This window comes from Protofrankia sp. Cj5 (assembly GCF_917627405.1).
In the GTDB taxonomy this organism is placed as follows: domain Bacteria; phylum Actinomycetota; class Actinomycetes; order Frankiales; family Frankiaceae; genus Protofrankia.
In genome coordinates, this window is sequence record NZ_CAKJTO010000013.1 from 1 (window position 1) to 25,933 (window position 25,933).

The 25,933-nt window shown below is 66.8% G+C and carries 26 protein-coding genes and 1 pseudogene; 21 read left to right on the plus strand and 6 right to left on the minus strand.

Translation table 11 applies throughout. From position 1 onward, the window contains the following. From MJ777_RS22850 to MJ777_RS04975, 12 genes and pseudogenes are all read left to right on the plus strand, one after another. The coding region (locus MJ777_RS22850) for an RHS repeat-associated core domain-containing protein (RefSeq protein WP_305039364.1) at nucleotides 1–597 on the plus strand (597 nt) is incomplete at its 5' end. Further along, on the plus strand, nucleotides 597–983 hold the full coding sequence (locus tag MJ777_RS04930) for a hypothetical protein (protein ID WP_239373532.1): 387 nt from the start codon (nucleotides 597–599) through the stop codon (nucleotides 981–983). The genes MJ777_RS22850 and MJ777_RS04930, both read left to right, overlap by 1 nt. 185 nt (nucleotides 984–1,168) lie before the next feature. Continuing rightward, complete coding sequence (locus MJ777_RS04935; RefSeq protein ID WP_239373534.1) at nucleotides 1,169–1,459, plus strand: type II toxin-antitoxin system Phd/YefM family antitoxin; 291 nt, start codon at nucleotides 1,169–1,171, stop codon at nucleotides 1,457–1,459. Next, nucleotides 1,456–1,719: a type II toxin-antitoxin system RelE/ParE family toxin gene (locus tag MJ777_RS04940; RefSeq protein WP_239347481.1), complete on the plus strand. Its 264-nt coding sequence runs from the start codon at nucleotides 1,456–1,458 to the stop codon at nucleotides 1,717–1,719. The genes MJ777_RS04935 and MJ777_RS04940 overlap by 4 nt, the downstream gene beginning before the upstream one ends. A gap of 198 nt (nucleotides 1,720–1,917) precedes the next feature. Next, complete coding sequence (locus MJ777_RS04945) at nucleotides 1,918–2,130, plus strand: hypothetical protein (protein ID WP_239373536.1); 213 nt, start codon at nucleotides 1,918–1,920, stop codon at nucleotides 2,128–2,130. 194 nt (nucleotides 2,131–2,324) lie between these two features. Next, nucleotides 2,325–2,624, plus strand: a complete 300-nt coding sequence (locus MJ777_RS04950) for a type II toxin-antitoxin system Phd/YefM family antitoxin (RefSeq protein WP_239347479.1) — start codon at nucleotides 2,325–2,327, stop codon at nucleotides 2,622–2,624. Next, nucleotides 2,621–2,908: a type II toxin-antitoxin system RelE/ParE family toxin gene (locus MJ777_RS04955; protein WP_239347477.1), complete on the plus strand. Its 288-nt coding sequence runs from the start codon at nucleotides 2,621–2,623 to the stop codon at nucleotides 2,906–2,908. The genes MJ777_RS04950 and MJ777_RS04955 overlap by 4 nt, the downstream gene beginning before the upstream one ends. Nucleotides 2,909–3,167: 259 nt before the next feature. After that, complete coding sequence (locus tag MJ777_RS04960; RefSeq protein WP_370652650.1) at nucleotides 3,168–4,691, plus strand: ISL3 family transposase; 1,524 nt, start codon at nucleotides 3,168–3,170, stop codon at nucleotides 4,689–4,691. A gap of 337 nt (nucleotides 4,692–5,028) precedes the next feature. Beyond that, nucleotides 5,029–5,328 carry a hypothetical protein gene (locus MJ777_RS04965; protein WP_239373538.1) on the plus strand — a complete coding sequence of 100 codons (300 nt, stop codon included), beginning with the start codon at nucleotides 5,029–5,031 and terminating at the stop codon, nucleotides 5,326–5,328. 282 nt (nucleotides 5,329–5,610) lie between these two features. Then, nucleotides 5,611–5,766: pseudogene (locus tag MJ777_RS23010) on the plus strand (3-oxoadipate CoA-transferase); the annotation flags it as partial. A gap of 258 nt (nucleotides 5,767–6,024) precedes the next feature. Then, entirely contained in the window at nucleotides 6,025–6,432 is a 408-nt protein-coding gene (locus MJ777_RS04970) for a YciI family protein (protein ID WP_239313092.1), read from the plus strand. An 8-nt stretch (nucleotides 6,433–6,440) separates the two neighbouring features. Continuing rightward, nucleotides 6,441–7,610 (plus strand): RNA polymerase sigma factor, encoded by a 1,170-nt coding sequence (locus tag MJ777_RS04975; RefSeq protein WP_239373626.1) that lies wholly within the window; start codon nucleotides 6,441–6,443, stop codon nucleotides 7,608–7,610. Nucleotides 7,611–7,801: 191 nt separating this feature from the next. Here MJ777_RS04975 and MJ777_RS04980 read toward each other — a convergent pair whose 3' ends face one another. Then, complete coding sequence (locus tag MJ777_RS04980) at nucleotides 7,802–8,443, minus strand: response regulator transcription factor (protein ID WP_239373540.1); 642 nt, start codon at nucleotides 8,441–8,443, stop codon at nucleotides 7,802–7,804. Nucleotides 8,444–8,954: 511 nt separating this feature from the next. Here MJ777_RS04980 and MJ777_RS04985 point away from each other — a divergent pair. From MJ777_RS04985 to MJ777_RS05020, 8 genes are all read left to right on the plus strand, one after another. Further along, nucleotides 8,955–10,805 carry a dynamin family protein gene (locus MJ777_RS04985; protein WP_239373542.1) on the plus strand — a complete coding sequence of 617 codons (1,851 nt, stop codon included), beginning with the start codon at nucleotides 8,955–8,957 and terminating at the stop codon, nucleotides 10,803–10,805. Next, nucleotides 10,802–12,370, plus strand: coding sequence for a dynamin family protein (locus tag MJ777_RS04990; RefSeq protein WP_239373544.1), 1,569 nt, complete (start codon nucleotides 10,802–10,804; stop codon nucleotides 12,368–12,370). The genes MJ777_RS04985 and MJ777_RS04990 overlap by 4 nt, the downstream gene beginning before the upstream one ends. Before the next feature lie 308 nt (nucleotides 12,371–12,678). Further along, complete coding sequence (locus MJ777_RS04995) at nucleotides 12,679–15,153, plus strand: ATP-binding cassette domain-containing protein (RefSeq protein WP_239373553.1); 2,475 nt, start codon at nucleotides 12,679–12,681, stop codon at nucleotides 15,151–15,153. A gap of 3 nt (nucleotides 15,154–15,156) precedes the next feature. After that, nucleotides 15,157–16,101 carry a UbiA family prenyltransferase gene (locus MJ777_RS05000; protein WP_239373555.1) on the plus strand — a complete coding sequence of 315 codons (945 nt, stop codon included), beginning with the start codon at nucleotides 15,157–15,159 and terminating at the stop codon, nucleotides 16,099–16,101. Between the two features lie 481 nt (nucleotides 16,102–16,582). Continuing rightward, complete coding sequence (locus tag MJ777_RS05005; protein ID WP_370651670.1) at nucleotides 16,583–17,638, plus strand: type III polyketide synthase; 1,056 nt, start codon at nucleotides 16,583–16,585, stop codon at nucleotides 17,636–17,638. A 162-nt stretch (nucleotides 17,639–17,800) separates the two neighbouring features. Beyond that, nucleotides 17,801–19,378, plus strand: coding sequence for an ATP-binding protein (locus MJ777_RS05010; protein ID WP_239373565.1), 1,578 nt, complete (start codon nucleotides 17,801–17,803; stop codon nucleotides 19,376–19,378). 188 nt (nucleotides 19,379–19,566) lie between these two features. Beyond that, complete coding sequence (locus MJ777_RS05015) at nucleotides 19,567–20,070, plus strand: excisionase family DNA-binding protein (RefSeq protein ID WP_239346075.1); 504 nt, start codon at nucleotides 19,567–19,569, stop codon at nucleotides 20,068–20,070. Beyond that, nucleotides 20,067–20,609, plus strand: a complete 543-nt coding sequence (locus MJ777_RS05020; protein WP_239373566.1) for a DUF6036 family nucleotidyltransferase — start codon at nucleotides 20,067–20,069, stop codon at nucleotides 20,607–20,609. Before MJ777_RS05015 ends, MJ777_RS05020 begins: the two co-directional genes overlap by 4 nt. Nucleotides 20,610–20,816: 207 nt before the next feature. Here the strand turns inward: MJ777_RS05020 and MJ777_RS05025 are convergent, their stop codons facing one another. From MJ777_RS05025 to MJ777_RS05045, 5 genes are all read right to left on the minus strand, one after another. Beyond that, nucleotides 20,817–21,590 carry an SH3 domain-containing protein gene (locus MJ777_RS05025; protein WP_239373567.1) on the minus strand — a complete coding sequence of 258 codons (774 nt, stop codon included), beginning with the start codon at nucleotides 21,588–21,590 and terminating at the stop codon, nucleotides 20,817–20,819. 629 nt (nucleotides 21,591–22,219) lie between these two features. Beyond that, nucleotides 22,220–23,158, minus strand: coding sequence for a hypothetical protein (locus tag MJ777_RS05030; RefSeq protein ID WP_239346070.1), 939 nt, complete (start codon nucleotides 23,156–23,158; stop codon nucleotides 22,220–22,222). A 320-nt stretch (nucleotides 23,159–23,478) separates the two neighbouring features. Then, nucleotides 23,479–24,732 (minus strand): septum formation family protein, encoded by a 1,254-nt coding sequence (locus MJ777_RS05035; protein ID WP_239373568.1) that lies wholly within the window; start codon nucleotides 24,730–24,732, stop codon nucleotides 23,479–23,481. Between the two features lie 175 nt (nucleotides 24,733–24,907). Next, nucleotides 24,908–25,378, minus strand: a complete 471-nt coding sequence (locus MJ777_RS05040; RefSeq protein WP_239373569.1) for a hypothetical protein — start codon at nucleotides 25,376–25,378, stop codon at nucleotides 24,908–24,910. Between the two features lie 12 nt (nucleotides 25,379–25,390). Further along, complete coding sequence (locus tag MJ777_RS05045; protein WP_239373570.1) at nucleotides 25,391–25,618, minus strand: hypothetical protein; 228 nt, start codon at nucleotides 25,616–25,618, stop codon at nucleotides 25,391–25,393. Between the two features lie 113 nt (nucleotides 25,619–25,731). Here MJ777_RS05045 and MJ777_RS05050 point away from each other — a divergent pair, with 113 nt between their 5' ends. Then, nucleotides 25,732–25,869 carry a hypothetical protein gene (locus MJ777_RS05050; protein WP_239373571.1) on the plus strand — a complete coding sequence of 46 codons (138 nt, stop codon included), beginning with the start codon at nucleotides 25,732–25,734 and terminating at the stop codon, nucleotides 25,867–25,869. Nucleotides 25,870–25,933 lie beyond the last annotated feature (64 nt).

A 25,933-nucleotide genomic window follows, 5' to 3' on the forward strand; every position in this document is an offset into this window, starting at 1 on the left:
GGCGACCTTGCCTGGCAGGCCCGGACCACCCTGTGGGGCGCCAGCCCGCCACCGGCCGCCGGTGACCTCGACTGTCCGCTACGTTTCCCCGGCCAGTACCACGACCCCGAAACCGGCCTGAACTACAACTACCACCGCTACTACGATCCCGAGACCGCCCGCTACGACTCCACCGACCCCCTCGGTCTCGCCCCCGCCCCCAACCCCCACACCTACGTCCACAATCCCCTGGGCTGGCTCGATCCCCTCGGCCTCGCACCATACGTGCCAAACGCCGCAAACTCCGCGCCCACGGTTGTAGAGACAGAGACAATTGCCCCCCGGTCTCTGAAGCCCAATGAGGCGGTTGCCCGCTGGGATGAGTTCCTTGGGGATGGCCCGACCACGAATCTTCACCCTCGCACAGGGCTGCCCGATGCCAACAGGATCGTGTCGGCAGACGGAACGCGGAGTATCCGATTTGGCCCGCACGAGATGGGTAGTTCTCCCACAAAGTTCCACTACCACGAGGAGACCTGGAACTTTGATAAAGGGGCCAACACATGGTTCGTGGATAACGTTGTGGTGCGTGTGCCATTCCCGAAGGGGGCCTGGTGATGCGGGTGGTTCTATTGGAGTCCGTCATTCAGGATGGGGACCGAGTCCTGTTTACGGCCGAAGGTGGCCGCGGTATTGCCTCCTGGCGGGGGGATGGCGCCCAAGTGGCCGGTGTCGCCGTCGATGTCGAGGTGGAAGTACACGAAGAGATCGACTGGAGTGAAATCGTGGTCGACCCGCAACCTGGAACGATCGTGGATGTTCTGGATCAAGCCATGGTGTTTCGCGGCGTCGTAGAGGATCTAGACAAGGACGGAGTCCTCACCCTCCGCTTCGGGAGTGGGATCGTGCTCGTCGACACCACTGGCGAGGCTCCGCTGGGTGTGGTTGGGCGGGACGTGAGCTTAACCGTTCGCGACATTGAGATCTACCCAACGGGCGTTTGAGCGGCGAATCCTGGGCGGAGGCGGCCCGGCTGGATGTGCCAGGTCCGGATCGATATTCCTGGCAAGTATGCTGGCTGGGCAATCATTAAACAGGTCCGTACCGTCTCGGCTGATCGGCCGCAGTCCGCTCTGTCGGTCACGGCCGGGCAGGATCGGAGATCGGGTTGTACACTTCGACCATGGCTATGCCTGCTCGCACAACCAATCTTCACGCCACGGACGCCGAGATCGGACTTGCTGAAGCACGCTCACGCCTTGGCGAGCTGGTCAACCGCGTCCACGAGGGAAACGTCGTCTACCTCACCCGTAACGGCACGCCGACCGCCGCGATCCTGCCGATCGACGAACTTCGTCGTCTCGTCGAGGCCGGGGAAGAGCTGGAGGATCTCCGGGCAGTTCTCGCCGCTGACCGCGAACGCGGCGAGGGCGAGACGGTCTCCTGGGACGGCTTGCAAGCCGAGCTTGAACGTTCGTGACATACAAGATCGAATGGTCGGCTGCCGCTGCCCGCCAGTTCCGCGGGCTGCCCCCACAGATCCAACAACGCCTGCGCCCAGTCATCAGCGGTCTCGTCGACAACCCCAGGCCGGTCGGCGTGAAAGCGCTCGAAGGCCGGCCAGGTGCGTTACGGATCAGACTTGCCGACTATCGCGTGATCTACGAGGTGCATGACGACGTCCTACTCGTCCTTGTTGTCCGTGTCGCCCACCGTCGCGAGGTCTACCGCCGAATCTGATCGTATGCCATAGCCGGATGTTGGCCACGAGCCAGTGCCTGAGGTGCGTAAGCGGGGCTTGGCGGGCGCTGAGCCACTGTCGGCGCCACGTTATGTGATCATTCAGGGCGGGCTTGTTGGTCGTAGGAAGGTTTACGGCGACGTAAACTCGGCGATATGACGACCATGATGCGGGTGAGCCCCGAGACCAGGGATCGGGTGCTTCGGGTCGCCACCGAGGATTTCATGGGTGCCACTGCGGATGAAGCCGTGCGCCGGTTGCTTGACGAACACTGGCAGCTCAAGGCCGTTGCCGTGATGGACCGCTTCCGTGTGCAGGATCCTGACGGCTGGGCCGACTACCTGGTCGAAGCGGAAGCGTGGAGCGCGGCTGATGCCTCGGTCAACCAGGCATGGGATAAGACCGTTTGAGCGTGGGCGTCAGGCCCTGGGATGTATCGACATCCCAGGGCGGCAGCTGAAGGTCGGACACGCCCAACTTGTATGCGACTCCCACCCTGTGACGGCTGCGGGCACGGGCACGAGCAGGAGCGAGACCGTGATCCGCGCCCATCACACTAACGATCTGCCTTTATTTCGCGCCAGTTCTTGGTATCTTCGATGGCATGACTGTCATACCGTTCACCGATGCGCGAAACCGCCTGTCGGAACTCATTGATGAGGTGGAACGGACTCATGAGCGGGTGGAGATCACCCGCCATGGGCATGCCGTAGCGGTCCTGATCTCCCCCGATGACCTCGCGGCGCTGGAGGAGACACTGGATGTGCTGGCGAGCCGGGAGGCGATGCGGCAACTCGCGGAGTCCCAAGAGGCAGTCGAGGCCGGCGATGTCCTCGACGCCGAGGAGCTCACCGTGCTCATGGCGAAACGGGCGCGGAGCGCTGAGCGGCATCGCACGACGTGAGCGAGGCCAGCGAGCCGTTCGAACTTCTGATCACCGGCCCCGCGGCACGCGCTCTCGCCGGCCGATTGCCCGAAAAGATTGCGGTAGCCGTCCACGAGTTCATCACGACCACGCTCCTGGACAACCCTCACCGGCTCGGCAAACGCCTCCTGCTCCCACCATATGAGGGCACCTGGTCCGCTCGGCGGGGCAGCTACCGGGTGTTGTACAACATCGATGAGGAAAACCGCACCGTTACCGTGACCGCCGTCGAGCATCGGTCCGACGCGTACCGCTCACGCTGACCGGGAGACCTGACAGCCCCGGTTGCGCATCAAATAATCTTGAATGGTTCTCCGACTGCATGAGAATCGATACACCAGGTCATACGGTTTCCCACCCGGCAAAGACCGCCTGATCTCCCCCTACGACCTCGACGCCCGCCACAGCGTCACATGCGACCACGGCTGGGACGGTTCCACGGTCCACGTCGGGACTGTCAACTTTCTGGCTCTGCCAAGATTCCGGTGGTGACAGGCGGTTACTGTACAGGTATCGTCGATACTGTGTGACATCGAGTTACTGAAGGTCGTCTTTCCTCAGCTCGCCGCGGTGCTCATCGATCGGGTCGTTGATGAGGGGCAGATCGTGCGGGTCGTCGCGCGGACCCGGGCGGATCCGGTGGCCTGTCCGCGATGCGGGACACGCACCACCCGGGTGCACGGCTATCACCGCCGCCGCCTTGCGGATCTTCCGGTCGGGGGCAGACCGGTGGTGATCGAGCTGACCGTGCGGCGGCTGGTCTGCGGCAACCTGACCTGCCCGCGGCAGACTTTCCGCGAGCAGGTGCCCGGTCTGGCGGAGCGCTATGCCCGCCGCAGCCCGTCGCTGGGTGCGCTGATCGCACGGGTGGGGGTGGCGCTGGCCGGTCGCGCGGGCGCGGGGCTGGCGGGCAGCCTCACCGTGACCGTGTCGCGGACGACCGTGCTGCACCTGCTCCTGACAACCCCGATCACCGCCGGGCCGATCCCGGAGGTACTGAGCGTGGACGACGTCGCGCTGCGGCGTCGGCACCGGTATGCGACCGTGCTGATCGACGCCGTCAGCCACCGGCGCGTGGATGTGCTGCCCGACCGCCGCGCCACCACCCTGACGGCCTGGCTGCGCGATCATCCTGGGGTGCGTGTGGTGTGCCGCGACGGGTCGGCGGCCTCTGCCGAGGCGATCCGCCAGGGTGCCCCCGAGGCGGTGCAGGTCGCCGACCGCTGGCACGTGTGGCACAACCTCGGCGAGGCCGTGGCGAAGAGCGTGGTCGCCCACAGCCCCTGCTGGCATGCCGGACCACCCCACATGATCACTGTCCGTGAGGAGTGCACCCGCAGCCGGCACGCCGCCGTTCATACCCTGCTCGCGCAGGGCGTCGGGCTGCTGGCATGCGCTCGCCGTCTGGGCTGGGCGCGCAACACCGTCACACGCTATGCCCGAGCCGAATCGGCGGAGTCCCCGCACGCGTCCCCGCAGTACCGGCGCACACTGGTCGACCCCTACCGCGACCATCTGCGCCGCCGTCTGGCCGACGAACCCGGCGTGGCGGTCACCCGCCTGCTGGCTGAGATCCGCGAGCAGGGCTATCCGGGTAGCGCCACCCTGCTCGTGCGCTACCTCACACAGGGGCGCGCCGATCCCGCACGCACCCCGCCGTCCCCGCGTCGGCTGGTCGCCTGGCTCATGAGCAGACCCGAGGACCTGCCCGATCACCGGCGGCGGCACCGGGACGACCGGGTCGCATGCTGTCCGCAGATGACCGTCCTGGCCGTCCGAATAGGCGCGTTCGCGACCCTGCTCACCGGGCGTCGCGGCGAGACCCTCGACGCGTGGATCACAACCGTGCGGGACGACGATCTGCCCGCCCTGCATGCCTTCGTCGCCGGCCTCGAGAACGACCACGACGCCATCGTCGCCGGACTGACCCTGCCCTCCAGCAACGGCCCCATGGAGGGTGCCAACACAAAGACGAAACTGATCAAAAGGCAGATGTACGGCCGTGCTGGTTTCTCCCTGCTCCGGCAACGGATCCTGCTCTCATGAATATCTCTCACCGCCTGTCACCACCGGAATCTTGGCAGAGCCGTTAGTTTTACAGTCCCTCCCCTGGGCTGGCTCGACCCCCTCGGCCTCGCCCCTTACAAACTGACCTTATCTGAACAACGCGCCGTTAATTCGCTTCAGCGACAAATTAGCGCACATCAGGATAAATTACGGTCGTACAGAGCAAATCCTGACGCCTTTGACAATCAAGGCCTGCTGAGACGTGCACCGACGCCGGCAATCCGGCAACGAATCATCGACGGGCGAATACGCCATCTGGAGCAGGAGATATCATCCTTTCAGAATCAGATTGCCAAAATTCTTGAGGGTGGTGCCAATGAGTGAGCAAATATCCGTCTCACTTGAGAAGCTCCAAATCGTATTCAATCTTCTGATTGAGCATCTACGACAGGAAGCCGGTCCGGAAATATCTTTTGATAAAGACTATTTCTGGTCGATTCCCAAAGAGGCTCTTTACAATGTTTATTCAGAACCGACAGATTTGACTATCGGACAGCTCGGCGAATCTCTGTCCAACTTGGAGTCCATTTTGGCCGATTCATCAAAAGTCATGACTTATGGCTTTGTATGGCTTGCTGACATTTTGAAGGCAGTTGGATTAGATATCGTTAGATAACTACCAGTTGGAACATTGATTACGGCGCAAATTATAGCATGTCCAATTTGGTGAACTGCTTCCGGCGGGTCGGTGTTACGGTGAAAAAATCCCGAGGAAGCCGTGGGTGGTGTCCGTAGCGAATGGCCAGACGGCGGCGGCTCTCGACTCATGCGATCTTCCGTTCGACCGGCCCTGATGGCGCCGTGTGCTGTCGACGCTGGCAACGCAAAGTAAAGGAATCACGGAACATGAGCCAGCGGCAAGGCACGGCAAGGGCATGGGCCGGCGGGAACCTGCGGACCGGAGGCCATCCCAGCCATCGGTGGCGCGCGGGACCTGGCCATCGGCGCGAGGGACATCTACGTGATGATGACCCTGTTTGCCAGGGATTGTGCCCCAAAACTCGTGCCGGCCTGCACATGTCCCCTTACCGGCGTCGGCTGCGTCGGCCGTGTCGCTGCATGTGAACCGAAGCGGAGCGACGTAGGTCATGCGCTTCGGTAGCACACCGCACAAGTGATCTTGAAAGGTGTCGCTTCGCCCTACCTCGCGCCGCGCCGCGGATCCGCAGGCCGCGAGCCGGCTCATCCGCTCATCCGCTCATCCGCGAGAGCCAAAAATTTTCTGGACGGTGATGTCGAGAAACCATGACTGGCTCCGTCCCCGCGGTGAATGTAGCCACGATGGGTCGCACCAGCACCGAGGAGGAACATGATGGCCAAGTACCTGCTGCTCAAGCACTACCGCGGCGCTCCGGCTCCGGTCAACGACGTGCCCATGGACCAGTGGACGCCGCAGGAGATCTCGGCACACATGCAGTACATGCGCGACTTCGCGGCCCGGCTCGAGGGGACCGGCGAGTTCGTCGACGGTCAGGCGCTCGCCCCCACGGGGACGTTCGTCCGGTACGACGGCGAGGGGCGCCCACCGGTCACCGACGGCCCGTTCGCCGAGACCAAGGACCTCATCGCCGGTTGGATGGTGATCGACGTCGACAGCTACGAGCGTGCCGTCGAGCTGGCCGGCGAGCTGTCGGCCGCCCCCGGGGCGGGCGGAAAGCCGATCCACGAGTGGCTCGAACTCCGCCCGTTCCTGACCGCGCCGCCCACCATCACGCAGTGACCGCGCAGATGGACGAGGCTCTGCTCCGGGGCCTCACGCCAAGTGTGCTCGGGATCCTCGTCCGTCGCGGAGCTGATTTCGCGGCGGCCGAGGACGCCGTGCAGGACGCGCTGGTCGAGACGATCCGCGTCTGGCCGGCTGACCAGCCGCGGGACCTGAAGGGCTGGCTGGTCACCGTGGCCTGGCGCAAGTTCCTCGACGCGACCCGGGCGGATGCCGCCCGGCGTCGGCGCGAAGATGTTGTCGACCAGTGGCCGGCGCCCGGGTCCACGCCCGCGGTGGACGACACGCTCCTGCTGTACTTCCTGTGTGCCCACCCGTCGCTGACGCCGTCGTCCGCGGTCGCGCTCACCCTGCGCGCTGTCGGCGGGCTGACCACCCGCCAGATCGCCCATGCCTACCTGGTGCCCGAGACGACCATGGCGCAACGCATCAGCCGGGCCAAACGCACCGTCTCCGGCGTGCGGCTGGACCAGCCGGGCGACGTCGCCACCGTGCTGCGCGTCCTCTACCTGGTCTTCAACGAGGGCTACTCCGGCGATGTCGACCTCGCCGCCGAGGCCATCCGGCTCACCCGGCAGCTCGCGGCAGCGATCGACCACCCCGAGGTGGCGGGACTACTCGCCCTCATGCTGCTCCACCACGCCCGGCGCGACACCCGGACCGCGCCCGACGGCAGCCTGGTGCCACTCGCTGAGCAGGACCGCAGCCAATGGGACACCACGTCGATCGCCGAGGGCGTCATGATCCTGCAGGCGGCCCTCGCCCGCGACCGGCTGGGCGAGTTCCAGGCCCAGGCTGCCATCGCGGCGCTCCACGCTGACGCGCCCACCGCCGAGGACACCGACTGGACACAGATCCTCGAATGGTATGACGAACTTACGCGCCTGACCGACAGCCCGGTCGTTCGGCTCAACCGGGCGGTGGCCGTCGGCGAGGTCGACGGACCACGCGCCGGGCTGAGGGCACTCGCGGCGCTGGACGACTCCCTGCCTCGCTACGCCGCCGCCGCGGCGTACCTCCATGAACGCGACGGCGACCTGGCGGCGGCGGCACGGCTGTACGCCGAGGCTGCCCACAAGGCCTCCAACCTCGCTGAGCGCGACCACCTGACCCGCCAAGCCGCCCGGCTCAATGCGGGAGTGTCCCGGTTGTCCTTACAGGCCGTCCGGCGGTGAGCTCCTGGCCGATCGGCTAGGACGACACTCGTCACAGGAGCTGGCCGGTCACAAGCGCGTGGGTCTCGGCCCGGTCCCGCTCGTCGCGCGTGCGGGGCCCAGGCTCGTCCCAGATCGTGTTGGGAACCGCGACATGCCCCAGGTCATGGGCCGTGTGGGCGTGCTCGAACGGCCGGTCGAGGGCAGAAGAGCTACAGCAGGCCCTGACGCAGCGCGTAGGCGACGGCGTGGGAACGGTTACGCAGGCCGTACCGGCGGGTGACGTCCTGAAGAACGTTCTTGACGGTGCGTTCCGAATAGGAGAGCTGACGGCCGATCTCCCGGGTGTCACACCCCTCACTGACCAGCCGGAGCACGTCCCGCTCCCGTTCGGAGATACCCGACAGGGTGAGACCGCGTGGCGCGAGCACCTGAGTCTGGACCTGGCGCACCTGGTTGAGCAACCCGCCGAGCAAGTCGGGCGGCAGGAAGCCCTCACCGTTCACCGCTCCACGAATTGCGGACAGCAGCTGGCCCGGAGTGGCGGAAGCTCGCCGGATCAGCCCCGTCGCACCCGCCTCCACCGCTGCCGTGACATCCGAGGAACCCAGATCGGTCACGATGAGCACCACCGGCCGTCCCGCCCAGTGCAGGCCGCGGATCAGATCGATAGTCTGTTTGTCCACGGCGTCAACGCTGGCCAGCGCGACATCGATCGTCCCGGTGCCGCCGTGGGACACGTCCGCGTCCGAATCGACGAGATCGACGTCCGGGTAGCCCACGAGCTGCGTGGCAAGACCCGCCCGGGTGATCGGATCGTTGGCGTGGAGCAGGACGCGTATCGGTCGGCTCATGGACATCCCCCGAGGTCTCCTGGGAGCCGCCGAGCGCGTGACAGGAACCATGGTCACGCGCCCTTTGGCCGGGCTGCTGTTCGTCGTGGTGGGCAGGCCCAAGGTGTCCCACATCGCTCTCAACGGGCGCTCATGGGCGCGCAGGCGCACGCAAAGGCTACTCAAGGCGTACTCAAAACTGACTCAAGGTGCAGGTCAGACTGGGTCCTGGGGATCGGGCGGCTGCCCGTCAGGGCAGAAGTCAGCGGAAGGCATGGGCTTAGAGCGCCCGGCAATAGGGGACGCGGCGTCGCGGGGCCAGGGCACGCACCTCGCCGCGTTGTCGTCAGTCGCCACCCAACACCTCCGGTGGCTCCCTCCGCCGCCTCGCGATGCACGCACCCCAACCCCACTCCTTGATCCACACCCTATTGTCGGGCGCTCTTACAGGAAGATCTACATCCACCATGCGGATGAAAATTATAAGGTCGTCAGCGTCCGTACATCCCATGAGGTGTCCGTTGAGGTGTCCGTGAGCACCGCCGCAGCCGGCCCCCCGGCCGCATCAGCCAGCCCGGCTGTCCTCTCGTTGCTGGATGCGGTCATTCTCGAAGCCGGTCGGCACGGCCGCGCCGACCTACAGGCACGGCTGGCCCACGAACGCGAGCGGCTGGCCGCGGCGTCCTGTCGGGTCGTGGTCGTCGGTGAGTTCAAAAAGGGAAAGAGCGAGCTGGTCAACGCGCTGCTGGACATGCGGGCCTGCGCGGCTGACCCCGTCGAGACGACCGTCGTGCCTACGCTGATCCGGCATGCGACCAGCTCCACAGCAACCGCGATCACCGAGCCGGATGGTGCCGCCTCACCGGCCCGAACGCGGATCAGCCTCGCCGAGGCCCACCGCCTGATGCTCGGCACCCCGGAGGACATCGTCGACCGGACGGCCATCCGCGGCGTGGAGATCGGCGTCCCGTGTGACATCCTGGCCGCCGGGCTGACGCTCATCGACACCCCAGGAGTGAACGGCGGCCTCGCCGACGCGCGCGCGGCCGTGACCCTGCAAACCGTCGCCGACGCCGACGCGCTCGTGTTCGTCTCGGACGCCAGCCAGGAGTATTCCGCGCCTGAACTGGAATTCCTGCGCAGGGCGGCACAGATCTGCCCGGTTGTCGTCTGCGCTCTCACCAAAATTGACTTCTACCCGCAGTGGCGAAACATCCTCGACCTCGACCGCGGCCATCTGCGCCGGGCCGGGATCGACGCGCCGGTATTCCCGCTCTCCGCGCCGCTGCGCCACCACGGCCTGCGCGCCGCGTTGCCCGAGATCGATACCGAATCGGGTTATCCGGCCTTCGCCGTCCACATCCGCTCGGAGCTGGTCGAACACTGCCGGGAGCGGGCACGGCGTGACGCGGACGAAGGGGCGCGAGACAGCCTGGCCCAGATCATGGCTGAACCGCTGGCCGAACGGGCGGCGCTCGACGACCCGGCGACGACCAGGGCGCTGCTGAGCCAGCTGAGGGCGGCCGAGGCTCATGCCCAGACGATGACCAGCGCGACGGCACGGTGGCAGCGGACGTTGCGCGAAGGAAGCACCCGCATGCAACGGCGTGTCGCGGACGATCTCAGCCAACGTCTGCGAGCCGTTGAGGACGAGTTCAGAAAATCCGTCGAGATCAATGACGATCCCGCGCGGACCTGGGATGAGCTCTACGCCGGGCTGTGCGAACAGAACAACCGTGCGCTCATGGCGCACCGTGACATGCTGGAGGCTGAAGGGGTGGCGCTGGCCAGGCGTGTTGCCGCTGTCTTCCAGGTCGATGAGACAGCCAGCGGTGCCGTACCCGACATCTCCGCCATGCTCCCCCCAGCCTGCGGACAACCGGCACCCGATGGCCTGGACCCTCAGTTCCGTACCTACGGGCGTGGAGCGCTGTGGAGCAATGCTCTGCGCAGCGGTGCGATCAGCATGATGCCCATCCACCTCGTCAGTGCGTTCGGGGCGCTCGCGGGGCTCTCGCTGGCCCCGTTGCTGGCACCGGCCGGTGGGGCTGTCATGCTCGTGGTCGCGCACCGCACGCTCCGCGCGTCCCGGGAAAGCCAGTTGTCGGCCCAGCGGGCGCAGGCGCGCCGCGCGGGGGAGAACTACCTCCAGAAATCCTGGTCGCTGGAGTACGAACACTCGAAGCGCAGGCAACAGGACATCGACCAGGCGCTGGTGAACATCTTCACGGACCGGGCCGCCGAGCTGGCGACCTCGGCCCGGCGCAACCTCACCTCGGTGGCCCGTTCGATCAAGGCGACTGACGCCGAACGCCGGGCCCGGATCGCCGCGCTCGATGCGGAGATCAGCCGCATCCGGACGCTTGCGGAGCGATACCGGTGAGCCTGCGCTCGGACATCCGGGCGCTGCTGACCGATGCCGTCGACGCGTATCGGGGCAGCCCGGCCGAGGCCATCCTGCGCCAGGAGCTGTGCTCTGTGGACGGCCCGCTGCGTGTCGCGATCGCCGGTCGGGTCAAGGCCGGGAAGTCCACCCTGCTCAACGCGCTGGTGGGCGAACAGATCGCGGCCACCGACGCCGGTGAGTGCACCCGGGTGGTGACCTGGTACAGCTACGGGCCACGCCACGCCGCCTGGGCTGATCCGCGGCCTGACGGCGGTGCGGGCATCTTGGGCAGCATCCATCCCGGTGGTGGCGGTGGCGGTGGCGGGCCGGTGGAGATCCCACTGTGCCGAGCGCCGGGCGGCGCCCCTGTCGACCTGGGCGCCTACGCCGCCGAGGACGTCGAACGGCTGCGGGTGGAGCTGCCGAGCGAACAGCTACGCCGGCTCACGCTCATCGACACACCGGGTATCGCGTCGCTGTCGACGGAGGTGTCACGCCGAAGCCACGCATTTCTCGTACCAGGAACCGGCACGGAGGAAGAAGCCCAGGACAAGGACGAGGACCAGGACGGCGATGACGGCGGCGGAGCGGACGCCGTGATCTACCTGATGCGGCACCTGCACACCACGGACGTGAGCTTCCTCGAGGCGTTCCGCCAGACCGGGCTGCGCGGCACCGCCCCGGCGCACGCCGTGGGTGTCCTGTCCCGCGCGGATGAGATAGCGCCGGGCCAGGCTGAATCGATTGACCTGGCCCGCCGGGTGACGGCGGGTATGGGTCGCGACCCCCGGGTCCGAGCGCTGGTACAGACGGTCGTCCCGGTCGCGGGCCTGCTCGCCCAGTGCGGCAGCTGGCTTGGCGAACGCGAGTTCGCAGCCCTGGTGTCCGTCGCCGGCCAGCCGGCGGTGGACGGTGTCCCCCTGCTGCTGTCGGTCGACCGCTTCCGCGCGGCGCACCCACGGATCGCGGCGGCCGTCGGCGACCGGTCCGCGCTGCTGGCCGGGCTCGGGCTGGCCGGGCTCAGGATCGCCGTCGCCCTGATCGAAACCGGGCAGGTCACCGACGCGTCCGGGCTGGTCGCGGAGCTCCAGCAGCGCAGCGGCCTGCCCGAGCTACGGGCGCTGCTGGAACGTCAGTTCACCGACCGGGCCGACGTCCTCAAGGCCCAGACCGCGCTGCGCCGCCTGGACGCCGTCCTCGACGCCTATCCCATCCGCTCCGCCGAGGCGCTGCGGACCCGCCGGGAACGGATCGAGGCTGGTGCCCATGCCCTGGCCGAGCTCAGGCTGCTCGGCGAGCTGCGCCTCGGCGAGGCGGACGCGGATGTGGACGACGACCAACGGGAGGCGATGGAGCTGCTGCTGGGCGCAGCCGGCGGGGACGTCACCGCCCGGCTCGGCCTGCCGCCTGACACCCCCGCCGCCGATGTCCATGCCGCGCTGCGTGCCGCGCTCGACCACTACCGCAGACTGAGCGAGAACCGGCTCGCCCCCCGCCCGCTGCGCCGCGCCGCCGCGACCCTTCGCCGCACCTGTGAAGGCCTGCTCGCCGGCAACGGATGACAACGGATGACACATGGACCGGCCCGCGAGCTCACCGCGCCCACCGCGCTCACCGCGAGAGAACTCGCGGACCCTGGCGACGGCCGCACACCCGGCCAACCGTGGACTTCACCGTACTGACCGGGCGGCGCGCTCCGCTGTGCCATGCTGGATACCGCTCGAATCTCGTCGAGCGGTATATACCAGCTATATAGGTTGGAACATACCAGCCGGATCAATATAAAATCATTTCATGCGGTGAACAGCTGGCCAGGACGGTGCGGACACGCCCGCGCTGGGTTGCGACGCACGGTCGAAAGGGGAACGGCGTGTCGACGCCGCTGAAAATCGTCAGCAGCACCGGGGAAGTGATCATAACAGGCGACCGGCCTTTTGTGGTGGGCCGGGGAAAGGGCTCCGACCTGGTGTTGATAGATCGCCAGGTCTCGCGCCGGCACGTGGTGATCACACGCACCGATACCGAGTGGACCGCACAGGACGTCAGCTCCTACGGGACCTGGGTGGATGGACAACGGGTCAAGCAGGTTGCCGTGCAGGGAGAGATACGGCTCCGGCTCGGCGCGCCCGACGGCCCCGAGCTCGCGGTTCTGCCCGTCCTGCCGGACATACCACTCCTACCGGACGTACTGCTCCCGCCGGACATACCGAGCATCACGGAACCACCGAAGTTCGATCCGCGCTCGGAGATGTCGACAGTCTGGCGCAGCAGCCCCGAGTACGAACGCGACCGGCAGACGACCGCCACGGGACCCGACGGCGCGGCGCGGCTGGAACGCGAACACGGCCGGCGGAACACCTATCCGCTGCGCCGGGGGACGATGTCGATAGGACGGTCCAACGACAACGACATCGTCGTGGCGGACCTGCTGGCCTCCCGGCGCCACGCCGAGATTTTCGTCGGCCAGAGCGGGGTACATGTCGTCGATCTCGACTCCGCGAACGGAACGTTCCTCAACGGACGGAAGATCAGCCGCGAGGCGGTCGCCCAGCGTGACATCATCGCCGTCGGGCATCATCTTTTCCAGCTCGAAGGCGAGACCCTGGTCGAATACCTCGACTCCGGGGACGTCACCTTCGAGGCCGACGGCCTCAATGTCTTCGTCAAGGACATGCAGATCATGCATGACGTGAGCTTCCGGCTGCCCGGCCGGGCGCTGCTGGCCGTCATCGGCCCCAGTGGCTCGGGCAAGTCCACCCTGCTGAACGCGCTGACCGGTTTCCGGCCGGCCGACAAAGGCGCCGTCCGCTATGCCGGCCGGGACATGTACGCTGAATACGGCGAACTGCGCCGACGAATCGGGCATGTGCCGCAGGACGATCTTCTCCACACCACGCTGACGGTCCGCAAGGCGCTGGAATACGGCGCGCGGCTGCGCTTCCCCCCGGACACCACAAAGGAGGAGCGCCGGGAACGGGTCGACGAGGTTCTCCACGAGCTGGGCCTCCAGGAGCGCGCGGATGTCCCCGTGCGGAATCTGTCCGGCGGGCAGCGCAAACGCACCAGTGTGGCGCTGGAACTACTGACCAGACCAACACTGCTGTTTCTGGACGAGCCCACCTCCGGCCTCGATCCCGGCATGGACCAGAACGTGATGGGCGCCCTGCGGACGCTGGCCGACGATGGCCGGACCATCGTGGTGGTGACCCACAGTGTCGCACAGCTCGATATCTGCGACTATATTCTTGTCCTCGCCAAGGGCGGGCGTACCGCTTACTTCGGCCCGCCGGGAAACGCGCTCACGTTCCTCGAGAAGGACTCCTGGCCGGACGTCTTCCAGATGTTGGAAAGCGCGGTACCAACCGAGCTGGCGGACCGGTTCCGGCACTCCGAGTACTTCGTCCCGGCGTCGGTCACCGCACCGCCCGCGCGCCCGACACCAGCGGCGCTGCCGAGCGCGCGGCAGCAGTCCGTCTTCTCGCAGATAGCGACGCTGAGCCGCCGCCAGCTGAGCGTCATCGCCTCGGACCGGTCCTATCTCTGGCTGATCGCGGCATTTCCGTTCCTGCTGGGCATACTGCCCCGGGTCGGACCGGCACCACACCGCCTGGACCCGTTACCCAACGGCATACCGAACGTCGATGCGCAGATGCTGCTCATCGTGGTCGTGCTCTGCGCCTGTTTCATGGGAATGGCAAACTCAATCCGGGAGATCGTCAAGGAGAAGGCAATCTACCGGCGGGAACGTGCCATCGGCCTGTCGATCACCGCATACCTCGGGTCGAAGATCGTTGTTCTCGTCATCATAACCGCCCTGCAGAGCATTGTTTTCGCCATCATAGGAATGACCAACCGCACGCCGCGCCAGGCGGTCGTGCTCAGTTCCCCCATGCTGGAGGTCATCCTGGCGGTGGCCATGATCTCGATATCGTCCGCAATGCTCGGCCTGGCGATTTCCGCCTGGGTCGACAACGCGGACAAGACCATGCCGCTGCTGGTGATGACCACCATGTCACAGGTCGTCTTCAGCGGCGGGCTCGTCCCGCTGGAAGGCAAACTGGGCCTGCAACAGATCGGCTATCTCATGCCGGCCCGCTGGGGCTACGCGGCGATCGCGTCCTCGGCGGACCTCAATGATGTGGTGAAACTCGGCAACGTGCCCTTCTCCCGCGGCCCGGTCGATCCGCTGTGGGTGCATGCCGCGCACATCTACCTCACGGACATCGTGGCGGGCTTCGCTGTCGGCTGTCTGGCCGTGGCCGCCTGCGCGCTGTTACTACGGCGTCTCGATCCCAAGGCGGGCACGCGCCGGGGCAAGCTGACCAGCGGAAGAAAGACTTCGTGATCCATGGGCTACCCAACCGTCCGCGGCCTCGCGCGCACATGCCATCCAGAGCCCTCCGCCGCGGTCACGCTGATCGCCGCCGCCCTCGCGGCCTCCTCCGGGCGGTCGGTGGCAGGTGTCGTCGCGGTGGCCCTCGCCGTGGGCACCGGCCAGCTGTCGATCGGATGGAGTAACGACTACTTCGACCGTGCCCAAGACTCGTCCAGCGGACGGGAGGACAAGCCGGTGGCGCTCGGCGCCCTGCCAGCCCGGACGGTGGGCGTTGCCGCGCTGGTCAGTCTGCTGGCGTGCGTACCGCTGTCCCTGCTGTCCGGGTGGCGGGCGGCCACCGCGCACCTGATCGCGGTCGCCCTGGCCTGGCTGTACAACATGGGGGTGAAGGGCACGGCGGCGTCGCTGATCCCGTTCGCCGTCGCCTATGCGCTCCTGCCCGCCTTCATCGTCCTCGGGCTGCCGGGCCATCCGCGGCCCGCCTGGTGGCTGCTGCTCGCCGGTGCCCTGCTGGGCTGCGGGGGGCACTTTGCCAACGTTCTGCCCGACCTCGCCGAGGACCTGCGCGCCGGTATGCGCGGCGTGCCGCACCGGGTCGGGGCGCGCTGGTCGTTGTGGCTGGCCGTGGCGCTGCTCGCCGCCGCGTCCGTGGTAATCGCTTTCGGCCCGGGGTCATCGGTCGGTCCGGCGGCGATCGCGGGGCTCGCCGTGACCGGGGCCGCCGTCACCGCGGTCCTGGTGAGCGTGCCGGTACGGCGTCCCGGGCCGGTGACCGCGGGCGTATCCACCGAACGGGACCAGCCAGATCTTCCGGGAACAGCCGGCGAATTCGGGAAATCGGGAGAATCCGACCAGAATGATTCGCGGCCGATCGGCCGCGGAGCTTTTCGGGTCGTCCTCGCGGTCGCGCTCATCGATGTGGCGTTGCTGGTGGCAGCCGGGCCCAACCTGGTCTGAACGCGCCTGGACACATCGGAGCACATCCGAACACGTCGATCCGGAAACCAGCGACCAGCCCGAACCCAGTATGGTTCGCATGTCAAGCCCCGGTACGCATAATGTCGGCGGCATACGGTGACTTATAACAGACATGACGAAATCGTCATCGAGTCAACGTCGCCGGCTCACCATGCGCATTATAAGGCGGACACGCAGAGAGCGTTGATCGACATCGGCTGGCAAAGGCGGTGTCCGGACTGGTCCGTCACACCAGTCCGAAGCCACTTTCGCCAGCCCAGGCGTCCGGGTTCCGCACGCCGTCGACGGACGACCTCTACTTTGTTCTCGGTGTATGGAGGGGTAACGCCGGATGTCCAGCCAAGCACAAACAAACGCGAGTGCCATCGTCGGGCCGAAACCGCCGGCGTCCCTGCCGCGAACGGCCCGGCCACCACGGCAGCGGCAGCAGGCCGCGCCGGAAGCCACGGGCACCAACCGGATGCACACGGCGGTACTCACCGGGCAGGGCATGGCGTTCCCGCCGGCAATGGACCAACAAGCGTTGTGGGACGATGTGTTCACTCGTCGTTACAACGGAAACCGGACCGCGCGAAGGATTTTCCTCGGCTGCGGCGTGAGCACCCGCCATGGCGCGGTCGATCCCCGGACGGAGGATGTCAGCGCGTGGACCACCGGTGCCCGGATGCGCCGGTACGTCACCGCGGCACATCCGCTGGGCCGGGAGGCGGTCGTCGGCGCGCTCACCGACGCCGGCCTGCATCCCGCTGACGTCGGCCTGTTCGTCGTGGTCTCCTGCACCGGCTACGCGACCCCAGGGCTCGACATCACGTTGGCCACCGAGCTCGGAATGCCAGCCAGCACCCAGCGGCTCCTCATCGGCCACATGGGCTGTTACGCGGCGCTGCCCGCGCTGTCGACCGCCACCGACTACGTGCGTACGCGGGGACGGCCCGCGGTGGTCCTGTGCATCGAGCTGCCGTCGCTGCACGTACAGCCGTTCGCGCCCGGGGCGGAGAACGATGTCGAGCAGATCGTCGCGCACGCGCTGTTCGGGGACGCCGCCTGCGCCCTGGTGCTGGAACCGGATGTCTCCGGTGGGCTGGAGGTCATCGACACCGAGGCTGTCACCGACCCCTCGTCGGCGTCGCTGATGACCTGGACGGTCACCGACCACGGCTTCCGGATGAGCCTGTCGGCAAAGGTGCCCGACAGGCTGGCGCTGCACGTCGAGAAGACGACCGAGGAACTGCTCGGCCGGCACGGACTCGGCGTCGAGGACATCGCGGGATGGGCGATACACCCCGGTGGGCCACGCATCGTGAGTGTGGTCGCGGAGAAACTCGGGTTACGCGCCGACCAGACCGCCGCAACCCACGAGATCCTTGACATCCGCGGCAACTGCTCGTCGGCGACAGTTCCGCTGGTTCTCCAGCTGATCCGGCGCAAGGGGCAGCTACGCCCCGGCGACCCCGTGGTGGCGATGGCCTTCGGCCCAGGCCTGACTCTGTGGAACGTGCTGCTGAAAGCACGGTAAACGCCTGACCCGGATGTCTGCCCTGGACGCCTGCCCCACCAGGATCCGCGCCATTGCAAGATCGGCCGCCTGCCAGTCATTCCGACATCCGGACGGAAACACCACGCCCCGTAGGCTGTCAGGTGACAACCGTTGCCGCGTGCCGCCGGAAGGTACTGATCCATGGGACGTTGGTTCAACACAGCGGGGCCGTGCCTGCCCGCGTTCCACTACATGATCCCGGCATCGCTGCGGCTGCCGGAGGCACCCGGCCTGGTGGAGCAACTGGGTTATTTCGTGGTCCACGCGCCCCGCCAGACCGGGAAGACGACCGCATTGCGGGCGCTGGCGGAGGAGCTGACCGCCATGGGCGACTACGCGGCGCTGCACTTCTCCTGTGAGCTCGGCGAGGCCGCCGGCGACGACTACGGCGCCGCGCAGCGTGGCCTCCTTCACGAGGTAAGCCGGCGAGCCAAGGCTGCTTTGACGCCCGAGCTTCGGCCGCCGCAATGGCCGGATGCACCAGATGCCGACCTGCTGACGACAGCGCTCGCGGCGTGGGCACGTAGCTGCCCACGGCCGCTGGTGTTGTTCTTCGACGAGATCGACGCCCTGCGCGGCCAGAGCCTGATCAGCGTTTTGCGCCAGCTCCGGGCCGGTTACAACGAGCGCCCGGACGGGTTCCCGGCGTCGGTGGCGCTGTGCGGGCTGCGGGATGTACGGGACTACAAAGTCGCCTCCGGTGGCGACCCAAACCGGCTGGGTACAGCAAGTCCCTTCAATATCAAGGTCAAGTCCCTGCGGGTCGGGGACTTCTCGCCCGAGGAGGTGCGCGAGCTCTATGGGCAGCACACCACCGAGACTGGTCAGCAGTTCGCACCGGAGGCGGTGGACCGGGCGATCGAGCTGACCGCCGGGCAGCCGTGGTTGGTCAACGCGCTCGCCCGGGAGATCGTCGAGGAACTCGCGATTCCCGCCACGGAACGAATCACTCTGGATCACGTGGAAACGGCCAAGGAGCGGCTCATCCTCGAACGCGCCACCCACCTCGACTCGCTGGCCGCCCGGCTCGTCGAGCCACGGGTACGCCGGGTCGTCGAGCCGATAATGGCCGGCACACTCGCGCAGCTCGACCCGTACGACGACGACCTGCAGTACGTACGCGACCTCGGTCTGGTCGCGTCGACCCACCCCCTGCGCATCGCCAATCCGATCTACCACGAGGTCATCGCCCGGGTGCTCGGGGCCAACGTGGAGGCGAACGTCGTCGCCGACCCACGCAACTTCGTGCTCCCGGACGGGCGGTTCGACATCGGCATGCTGCTGCGCGAGTTCGCCGAGTTCTGGCGCGAACACGGCGAGGTACTCACCGCAGGGATGGTCTACCACGAGGTCGCCCCACAACTGGTGCTCATGGGTTACCTGCAGCGCGTCGTCAACGGCGGCGGGCACGTTGAGCGGGAGTATGGGATCGGACGGGGACGCATCGACCTACTCGTCCGCTGGCCCTACCGGTCCTCAGACGGTAAGCGCCGCTGGCAGCGGGAAGCGATCGAACTCAAGGTATGGCGTAAGGGCGAGCCCGACCCACTCACCAGGGGCCTCACGCAGCTCGACGGCTACCTGAACCGACTGGGCCTCGACACCGGCGTCCTCGTGGTGTTCGACCGCCGACCCGACGCCACGGCCATCACCGACCGCACGACCTTCCACCAGGCCACCACCCCATCCGGCCATGCGGTCACCCTTCTGCGCGCCTGACCCACCCGGCCGGTCGCACCCCACCCGGCGTGAGCCGAGCCCAAGACGCCAGCTACCGCGCCGTCACCACCTGCGCCGAACTACGCCGAACCTCACCTGCGAAGACGTGGCCACCAGCGGGCAGTACGGTGGGAACAAAGATCGGTTTGTGTTTTTTGGGGATATAAGAGATCATGGCGCGCGTGAGCATGGTGATGGCCGGACAGGCGTGGCTGACCACTGGGCAGGCCGCGATGCTACTGGGTACGTCCCGTCAACACGTGGTTGATCTATGTCGACGTGGGATGCTGCCATTCGAGACGGTGGGCAGCCATCGGCGGCTTCGCCGTGCGAACGTCGAGGCCTTTGGCGGCGGCACGCTGACCCGTGACCAGGCGCGTGGGTTGTGGTTGCACCGCGCGGTGGCGGGCCGCTTGGCGCTCGACCCCGACGGGACCTTGAACAAGGCACGAGCGAACCTGGAGAAACTACAGCGGGTGCATCCGACCGGCATGGCGGCACGCTGGCTCAGCCAGTGGCAGACAGCGCTGGACGCAGGGGCCGAGGCCGTCTTCGACGTGCTGGTGTCGCGGTCACCACGGGCTGTTGAGCTTCGGCAGAACTCACCGTTCGCGGGTGTGCTGTCCGAGCAGGAGCGACAGGCGGCCCTGACCGCCTTCCGTTCCTGCTGGCACCGCGAGCACGCCGCGTGAGACGCGAACACCTCGAGCACGTGCTCCGGGCTGCGTCACGCATCGCCGCTGATCAAGAAATTCTCGTTATCGGCAGTCAGTCGCTTCTCGGGGCTATTCCCGAAGACCGACTGCCAGAAGAAGCGACAGCATCGATCGAGGTCGACATCGCCTTCTTCGACGATGTCGACGAGGCGAAGGCGGATCTGGTCGACGGCGCGATCGGGGAACTTTCACCCTTTCATGAAACATTCGGCTACTACGCCCAGGGTGTCAGCGTCTCGACGGCCGTCCTACCCGAAGGATGGCGTGAACGCGTAATTGTCGTGGAGACACCGAATACGGCACCCGGACGAGGACACTGCCTGGACCCACACGACTGTGTGGTGTCCAAGCTGGTGGCCGGACGCGCGAAGGACTTCGCATTCGCCGATGCCCTGGTTCGCGAGCGACTCGTCGATCCGGATATTCTCTGCGACCGCATCGAGACACTCGAAGCCCATCCTATGATCATGCAACGACTCCGCGCCTGGGTTACGACGCACCTTCCCGCCTCATAGCTCAACCAATCGGCCAGGCCGGCTCAACGAAAATTGGCTCGCAGCCCACCCGCCACGCCGCCGCACCTACAGAGGTTTGCGTACCACAACAGGCCGTGACAACTGATCGTCGATCGCGACACAGGCACATCAATGATCGCCGCCGATCCGGCGATTTCTGGCTCTTGCGGTAGATCGCTTGGTGGTCCCCGTCGTGCGGACGACAGCTCAGTCGAACTCGACGTAGAAGTCCGATACCCAGCCGCGGTCGATCCGGTCCCACGCGGAATTGCCGCGTACTTCGGTACCCGACTCCTGATCAACAACGGTGATGCGTGTTCCCCGCTGAGGCAACCGGCCGACTATCGGATGATTGGTACCAGGGCCGGAACGTATCCGCAGGAACGTTCCGATTGTATGGGCCGGGCCCGTTCTTTTCGGACGTCGCGGGATCTCGGTGGGAGTCGGTGCGGGAGGTGCGGGGGTCGTCGGTATCGATGTTCCGTAGCTTTGGGACCGGCCAGGGCCGTCATAGATGACATCGAAGGGGACATCCCCGGCAAAGGGTGCGCCGAATATGGCTCCGGTGGCCTCCAACCTGGACATCGGAATCGTTTCGATCTGTGCGGCGGCGCCGCCGAGAGCTCCCGGGCAGAAGTCGACCGTGTCGTGTACCGCAAAGATCAGACGTGGACTGATCACGACGTTCAGAGTGGCGCCGGTCGGATCTACCTGGTTGGTGACAACGACCTCGCCCCAGGCGTTACGGGTGTCCGGATCGACGCCGGAGCCGACGCCCCCGGCGATGTTGCCCGCGATCGTCGTGGCCGGGGCATCGAAACTCATCTCGAGCGAGCCGCCCCGGTTGAGCAGCGTCCAGACAGTCCCCGGCGCCACCAGGTCGGACAGTGGAATTGTCACCGGTGTGTTGGGCGGCAACCGCCGGGGCGAGGAGCGCAGTGCCGCCGCAGCCACGTCGAGCAGCCCGGCCTCGGCATTCACAGACTTCGGGTGAGACCGGAAGCCTTCAACTATCTCGCCACCGGGCGTGGCAAACCTGCGAGCCGGACGCGGCAGCGGAAGTGCACGGGATAGGTAATCCATCCAGATGCCGGCCGTCTCCGGCCCGAACATCGACATGGCGTACGACAGATAGCTGGCGGCGACGGCAGTATGAGCGGCTGTAGCCTCCCTCACGGACGAATAGGGCGTGCACGGCGCACCGAGCAGAGGGGCAAGTGCCTGGCGCTGGAGCACGACGGACCGATCGACCCGCGCGACGCCGGTGCCCTCGTCGCACGAGCACCCGGCCGACATAGCGCATCCGCACCGCTGGACGGCGGGACCTGCCGTTACCCGGCCCGGTGTGGAGGGGTTCAGCAGGTGGGACACGGCAGTGTTGCCGGCTGCTGATTGAAGACCGAGAAGCCCGGCGGAATGGGAAGCCCGGTAGCCGGCGCCCGATTCCGCGCGCCCCGGTCGGGTGCGCGGAACACGCGCTATCGGCCGAAACGCAGGCGTGCGATGTTCCCACTCAGCCACCATCACCGATCCCCTCCTCACGTCGAGATCCGGTAACCGCAATCGTTCATCTCACCTGATCGAACGGGATGCTCGCACCCGCAACGAGGTCATCGGCTAGGCAGATGACCAATCCCACGGTCGCACAGGCGATTGAACTCTGCTCTGCGCGGACCCGACGACCGGTTCCAAAACGGTATGCCGGTGGGCGTTTCCGAGCCGTGCGGACCGACACCCACTTCGACCTTGGCCCAACCTCCCCGTGGCGGAAGATCGAAGTAGTAATGTAGCACCTCCGAGGCGGGTACCGGCGGCCCACCGAAGTAGCCGAACTCGTTGTTGAAGTCCTGCAACTGCTGCTCCAGACCGACCCGGTCGTCTGCCGGAATCCGGTTCCACTGAGCACGGGTGACGATCGTTGCGTTGCCGAAGCCGAGTCGGGGATTGTCGTATACTAGCTGCTCGATGGTGATCATCGGACGGCAACCTTCACCAAGCCCCTGCGGGGACTGCCTGGTCTGGCCAGTGCCGGCCGGACGGGTCAGGTTCGCAATCAACGTACGTTCGAAACGGGCGCTCACCTGACATGACAGCATCACCAGACGAGCCGGTCCATGCTGATCGCGCCATCGCACGAACGCCGGATCGCCCCCGAACAGCGCGTTGACGGCCGCCGCGTCATAGAAGCGGGCGTTACGCTGCCAGTCAGGTGGTGCCTGTGCTCCGAGTCGATCCTGGGAACCGTGGATCGCCAGCACCAGCGTCCACTCAGCGGCGTTGCGCATTCCCATGAGGATTCGTTTGGCTGCTTCGAGATCGTCAGCGTAGGTGGCACCGCCCGCATCGATGCCGCGATCACGAACGACGATCGACACCAGGGCTGTGGGTGGCACCTGCAAACGGCGTCGCCGCGCCTGCTGGCGCTGAATGACCAGTGCCGAAACAGCCTGATTACCCGCCATCCGCTGAAGCTGCGCAAAGGAGCGGAACATCGGTTCCGGCGCAGGCGGTGCGCATGGCGGCTGTCGCTCGGCGAGCCGGCCTGCCATCAGCTGTCGCCTCATACGCGCAGTATCGCACCCACGATGCCAGGCTCCGGTCCTATCATCGTGAGGAGGCCGGAAACGCGACACTCTCTCGTAGGAGCGGCGTGCGACGACCGGAGGGGCCTGCTCACGGCGTCCCGGCGGGCTCTGTGACCGTATCGACGCATCCCACATCCGACCCTCCCCGTTGGTCGCGGCTCTAGGAAATCAGTCACATGCCAGCAGTACGGGTCCAGATCAGGCTACTCCCACGTCGTATAGCTGATCGTGAGTGTCGCCGAACCCGCGGCAGAGGGCGACGGCCGTACGTGCCGGCCTCGTGCTCATACCGGGGCCTCGGGACCCTGTCGTGTGGATTCGGGCCGGGGTGACGGCGACCGCAGCGAGGCCGTGACGGCCCCGCCGGCATGCGACAGTGCGCCGGTGATCGCGGCGGGCTGGCCCGACGCGTCGAAGAAGCTGACAGTGCAGGTCACGGTGCGGGTGCCAGCACGCCAGCTTTCGGCGGCAAGGTACAGCCAGCCGATCCGCATGGTCGAGGTCTCCTGGAACGGCCGTCCCAGGTACCGTCTGGCCGCCACTTCGCAGCGTGAGCCGACCAGCTCATCAAAGGCAGCCTCGGACGGGGGCTCACTGTTCGCGGCGCCCGGCAGGGTGGTCGCTCCGGTGACTTCCGCCTGGTGCGGCACGGCGCACGGAACCTGGCCCTTGGTCTCGGTCGCCGTCAGTTGCAGGCATGTTCCGGCCGGATAGACCCATGCCTGGTCCGTACCCTCGACCACACCGCTGAAGGCGACAAACCGGTTCGGGGCGGAATCGTTACCAGCGGCGATCAGCCCGCACACCAGGTACCGATCGCCCATGTCCCAGCTGTATCGGACAGGACGGATGCCCCCGTTGGTGAATCGGCCGTACGGGTCGAGCGGGTAACCGAGGAAACCGCGGGTGATCGGTCCACAGTAGCGATCTGTCATATCGTGCCACTGTGTCTCGGTCGGGTATGCGTTACCGGACGGATAGTCGGGGGCGATGTTCGTCTCTTTGACCGCCTCGAACAGGTGTGGCGACGAGCAGGGCACTTCGTCCGCGGTGGCGTGGTCGGCATCCTGCTTCCATGTGTAGCAACGCCCGCGGGCGTATGATTGTCTGTTGAGCTCGACCACGTCGGGGCTCGGGCTCGCCGTCGGCGTCGGCGTTCGCCCCGTCCGGGCGGCGCTGGAGTGGGCCGACGGCCAGCTCCCCGACCGGACGACGGCATAGCCAGCCGTAAGCAGGAGGACGAGCCCGGTTAGGGCCGCGACGAACCTCCGGCGCCGGGACGACGCCGCACGGCGGAACCCGGACCGCGGATGCGGTGACCACGACCGCCCCAGATCGGTCTTGGCCCCGAAACGGGCGAGCGCCGCACGGGTCCGGGCGGGCGCCTCATAGGTCCTCGCCCCGGCAATGAAGTCAGCGTCGAGGACCAGCCCAGCGAACGGATCGTCGTCCGGAGCCTCCTCAGGCCCCCCGTTCTCAGAACCGCCGCCGCCTTCAGAACCGCGCCTACCCGCGGAACCGCCCCTGCCCCCGGACATGTCAGTCAGCTCCAGAACCACGTAACGATCACAGTTGTTTCAGGCCCCGCCACCGACCGGGGCGGGATCGTCCTGTGGGGATCCCGCCTGCCAGGGGCCTACCCGGCCCACCGGCCACCCGGTGGTGCATACGCCGGCCGTATGCACCACCGGACTTTACATTCAATATGCTGATTCACATGACTCGTCCCAGGCCAGGGGAAAAGTTGCGCTCTCCTGTATCCGGAGCGCGATCTGCTGTCGGCGTCGGGTTGGCGGCTGTGGGCACGCTGGTTCTGCTCGCGGGCTGTTCGCCGCACCCGAAGACCGCCCGCGGGCCCGTGCGGACACCGATAGCTTCCGCGCCGGTGACGACGGCACCGCCGGTCGGTGATGCGACGGTTCCGCCGGTCCCGGCGGCCACGGGGACACCGCCGCCCGAGGCGAGTTCCGCGGATCCGGCGCCAGGTGTGCCCGACAGCGGTTCGGCGGGCACCGGCAGCGACGGCCGGCGGACCGTCGTGGGTGCGGGGACGACGAACCGGTCGTCAGTGCACCAGATTCCGCCTCTCCCGCCTCCGTCCATGAAACCGCTACCACCGGCGGGGACGATCTTGTCGTCGGCGACGAACATCGCCTGGCCACCGGGGCAGTCCCCGCAGGGCACACCGTATGTCCTTCAGGAATGCTCACCGGGTACGTGCGCGTCGGCACCGAAGGCCACGACGATGCCAGGCCCGGCGACCAGCGGTGGGCACCCTTCTCCCGCCCAGCCCTCCGCGGGGAGCTCCGCCAGGCAGCCGACGCCGTCGTCCACCGGCTGAAAGCCCTGCCAACTAGAAAGCCCTGCCAACTGAGTGAGGTAGGCCGGCTCACCAACGCCCACCCAGCCTGCACCCTGATCCACAGGCCGAAGCACGCCTCCTGGCTGAACCAGGCGGAGATTTTTTCTCGTTCGTCCAACGGAAGGTTGTCTCGCCCTGCGACTTCGCCGACCTCGACGTGCTCGGGAACACCCTGATGGCGTTCGTCGCCCGCTACAACATCACTGCCACGCCGTTCACGTGGAAGTACACCGCCGCTGATCTCGAACGGCAACTCGCCCGGATCCCGCAAGCGGACGCGGCCAGCACATCATCCCTCGCCAAGGCCGCTTGACCGCCCCCGAAGGACTTCCAGCGCCAACCACTTAGTAACCGTACTGCTCCTGCACACATGCCGA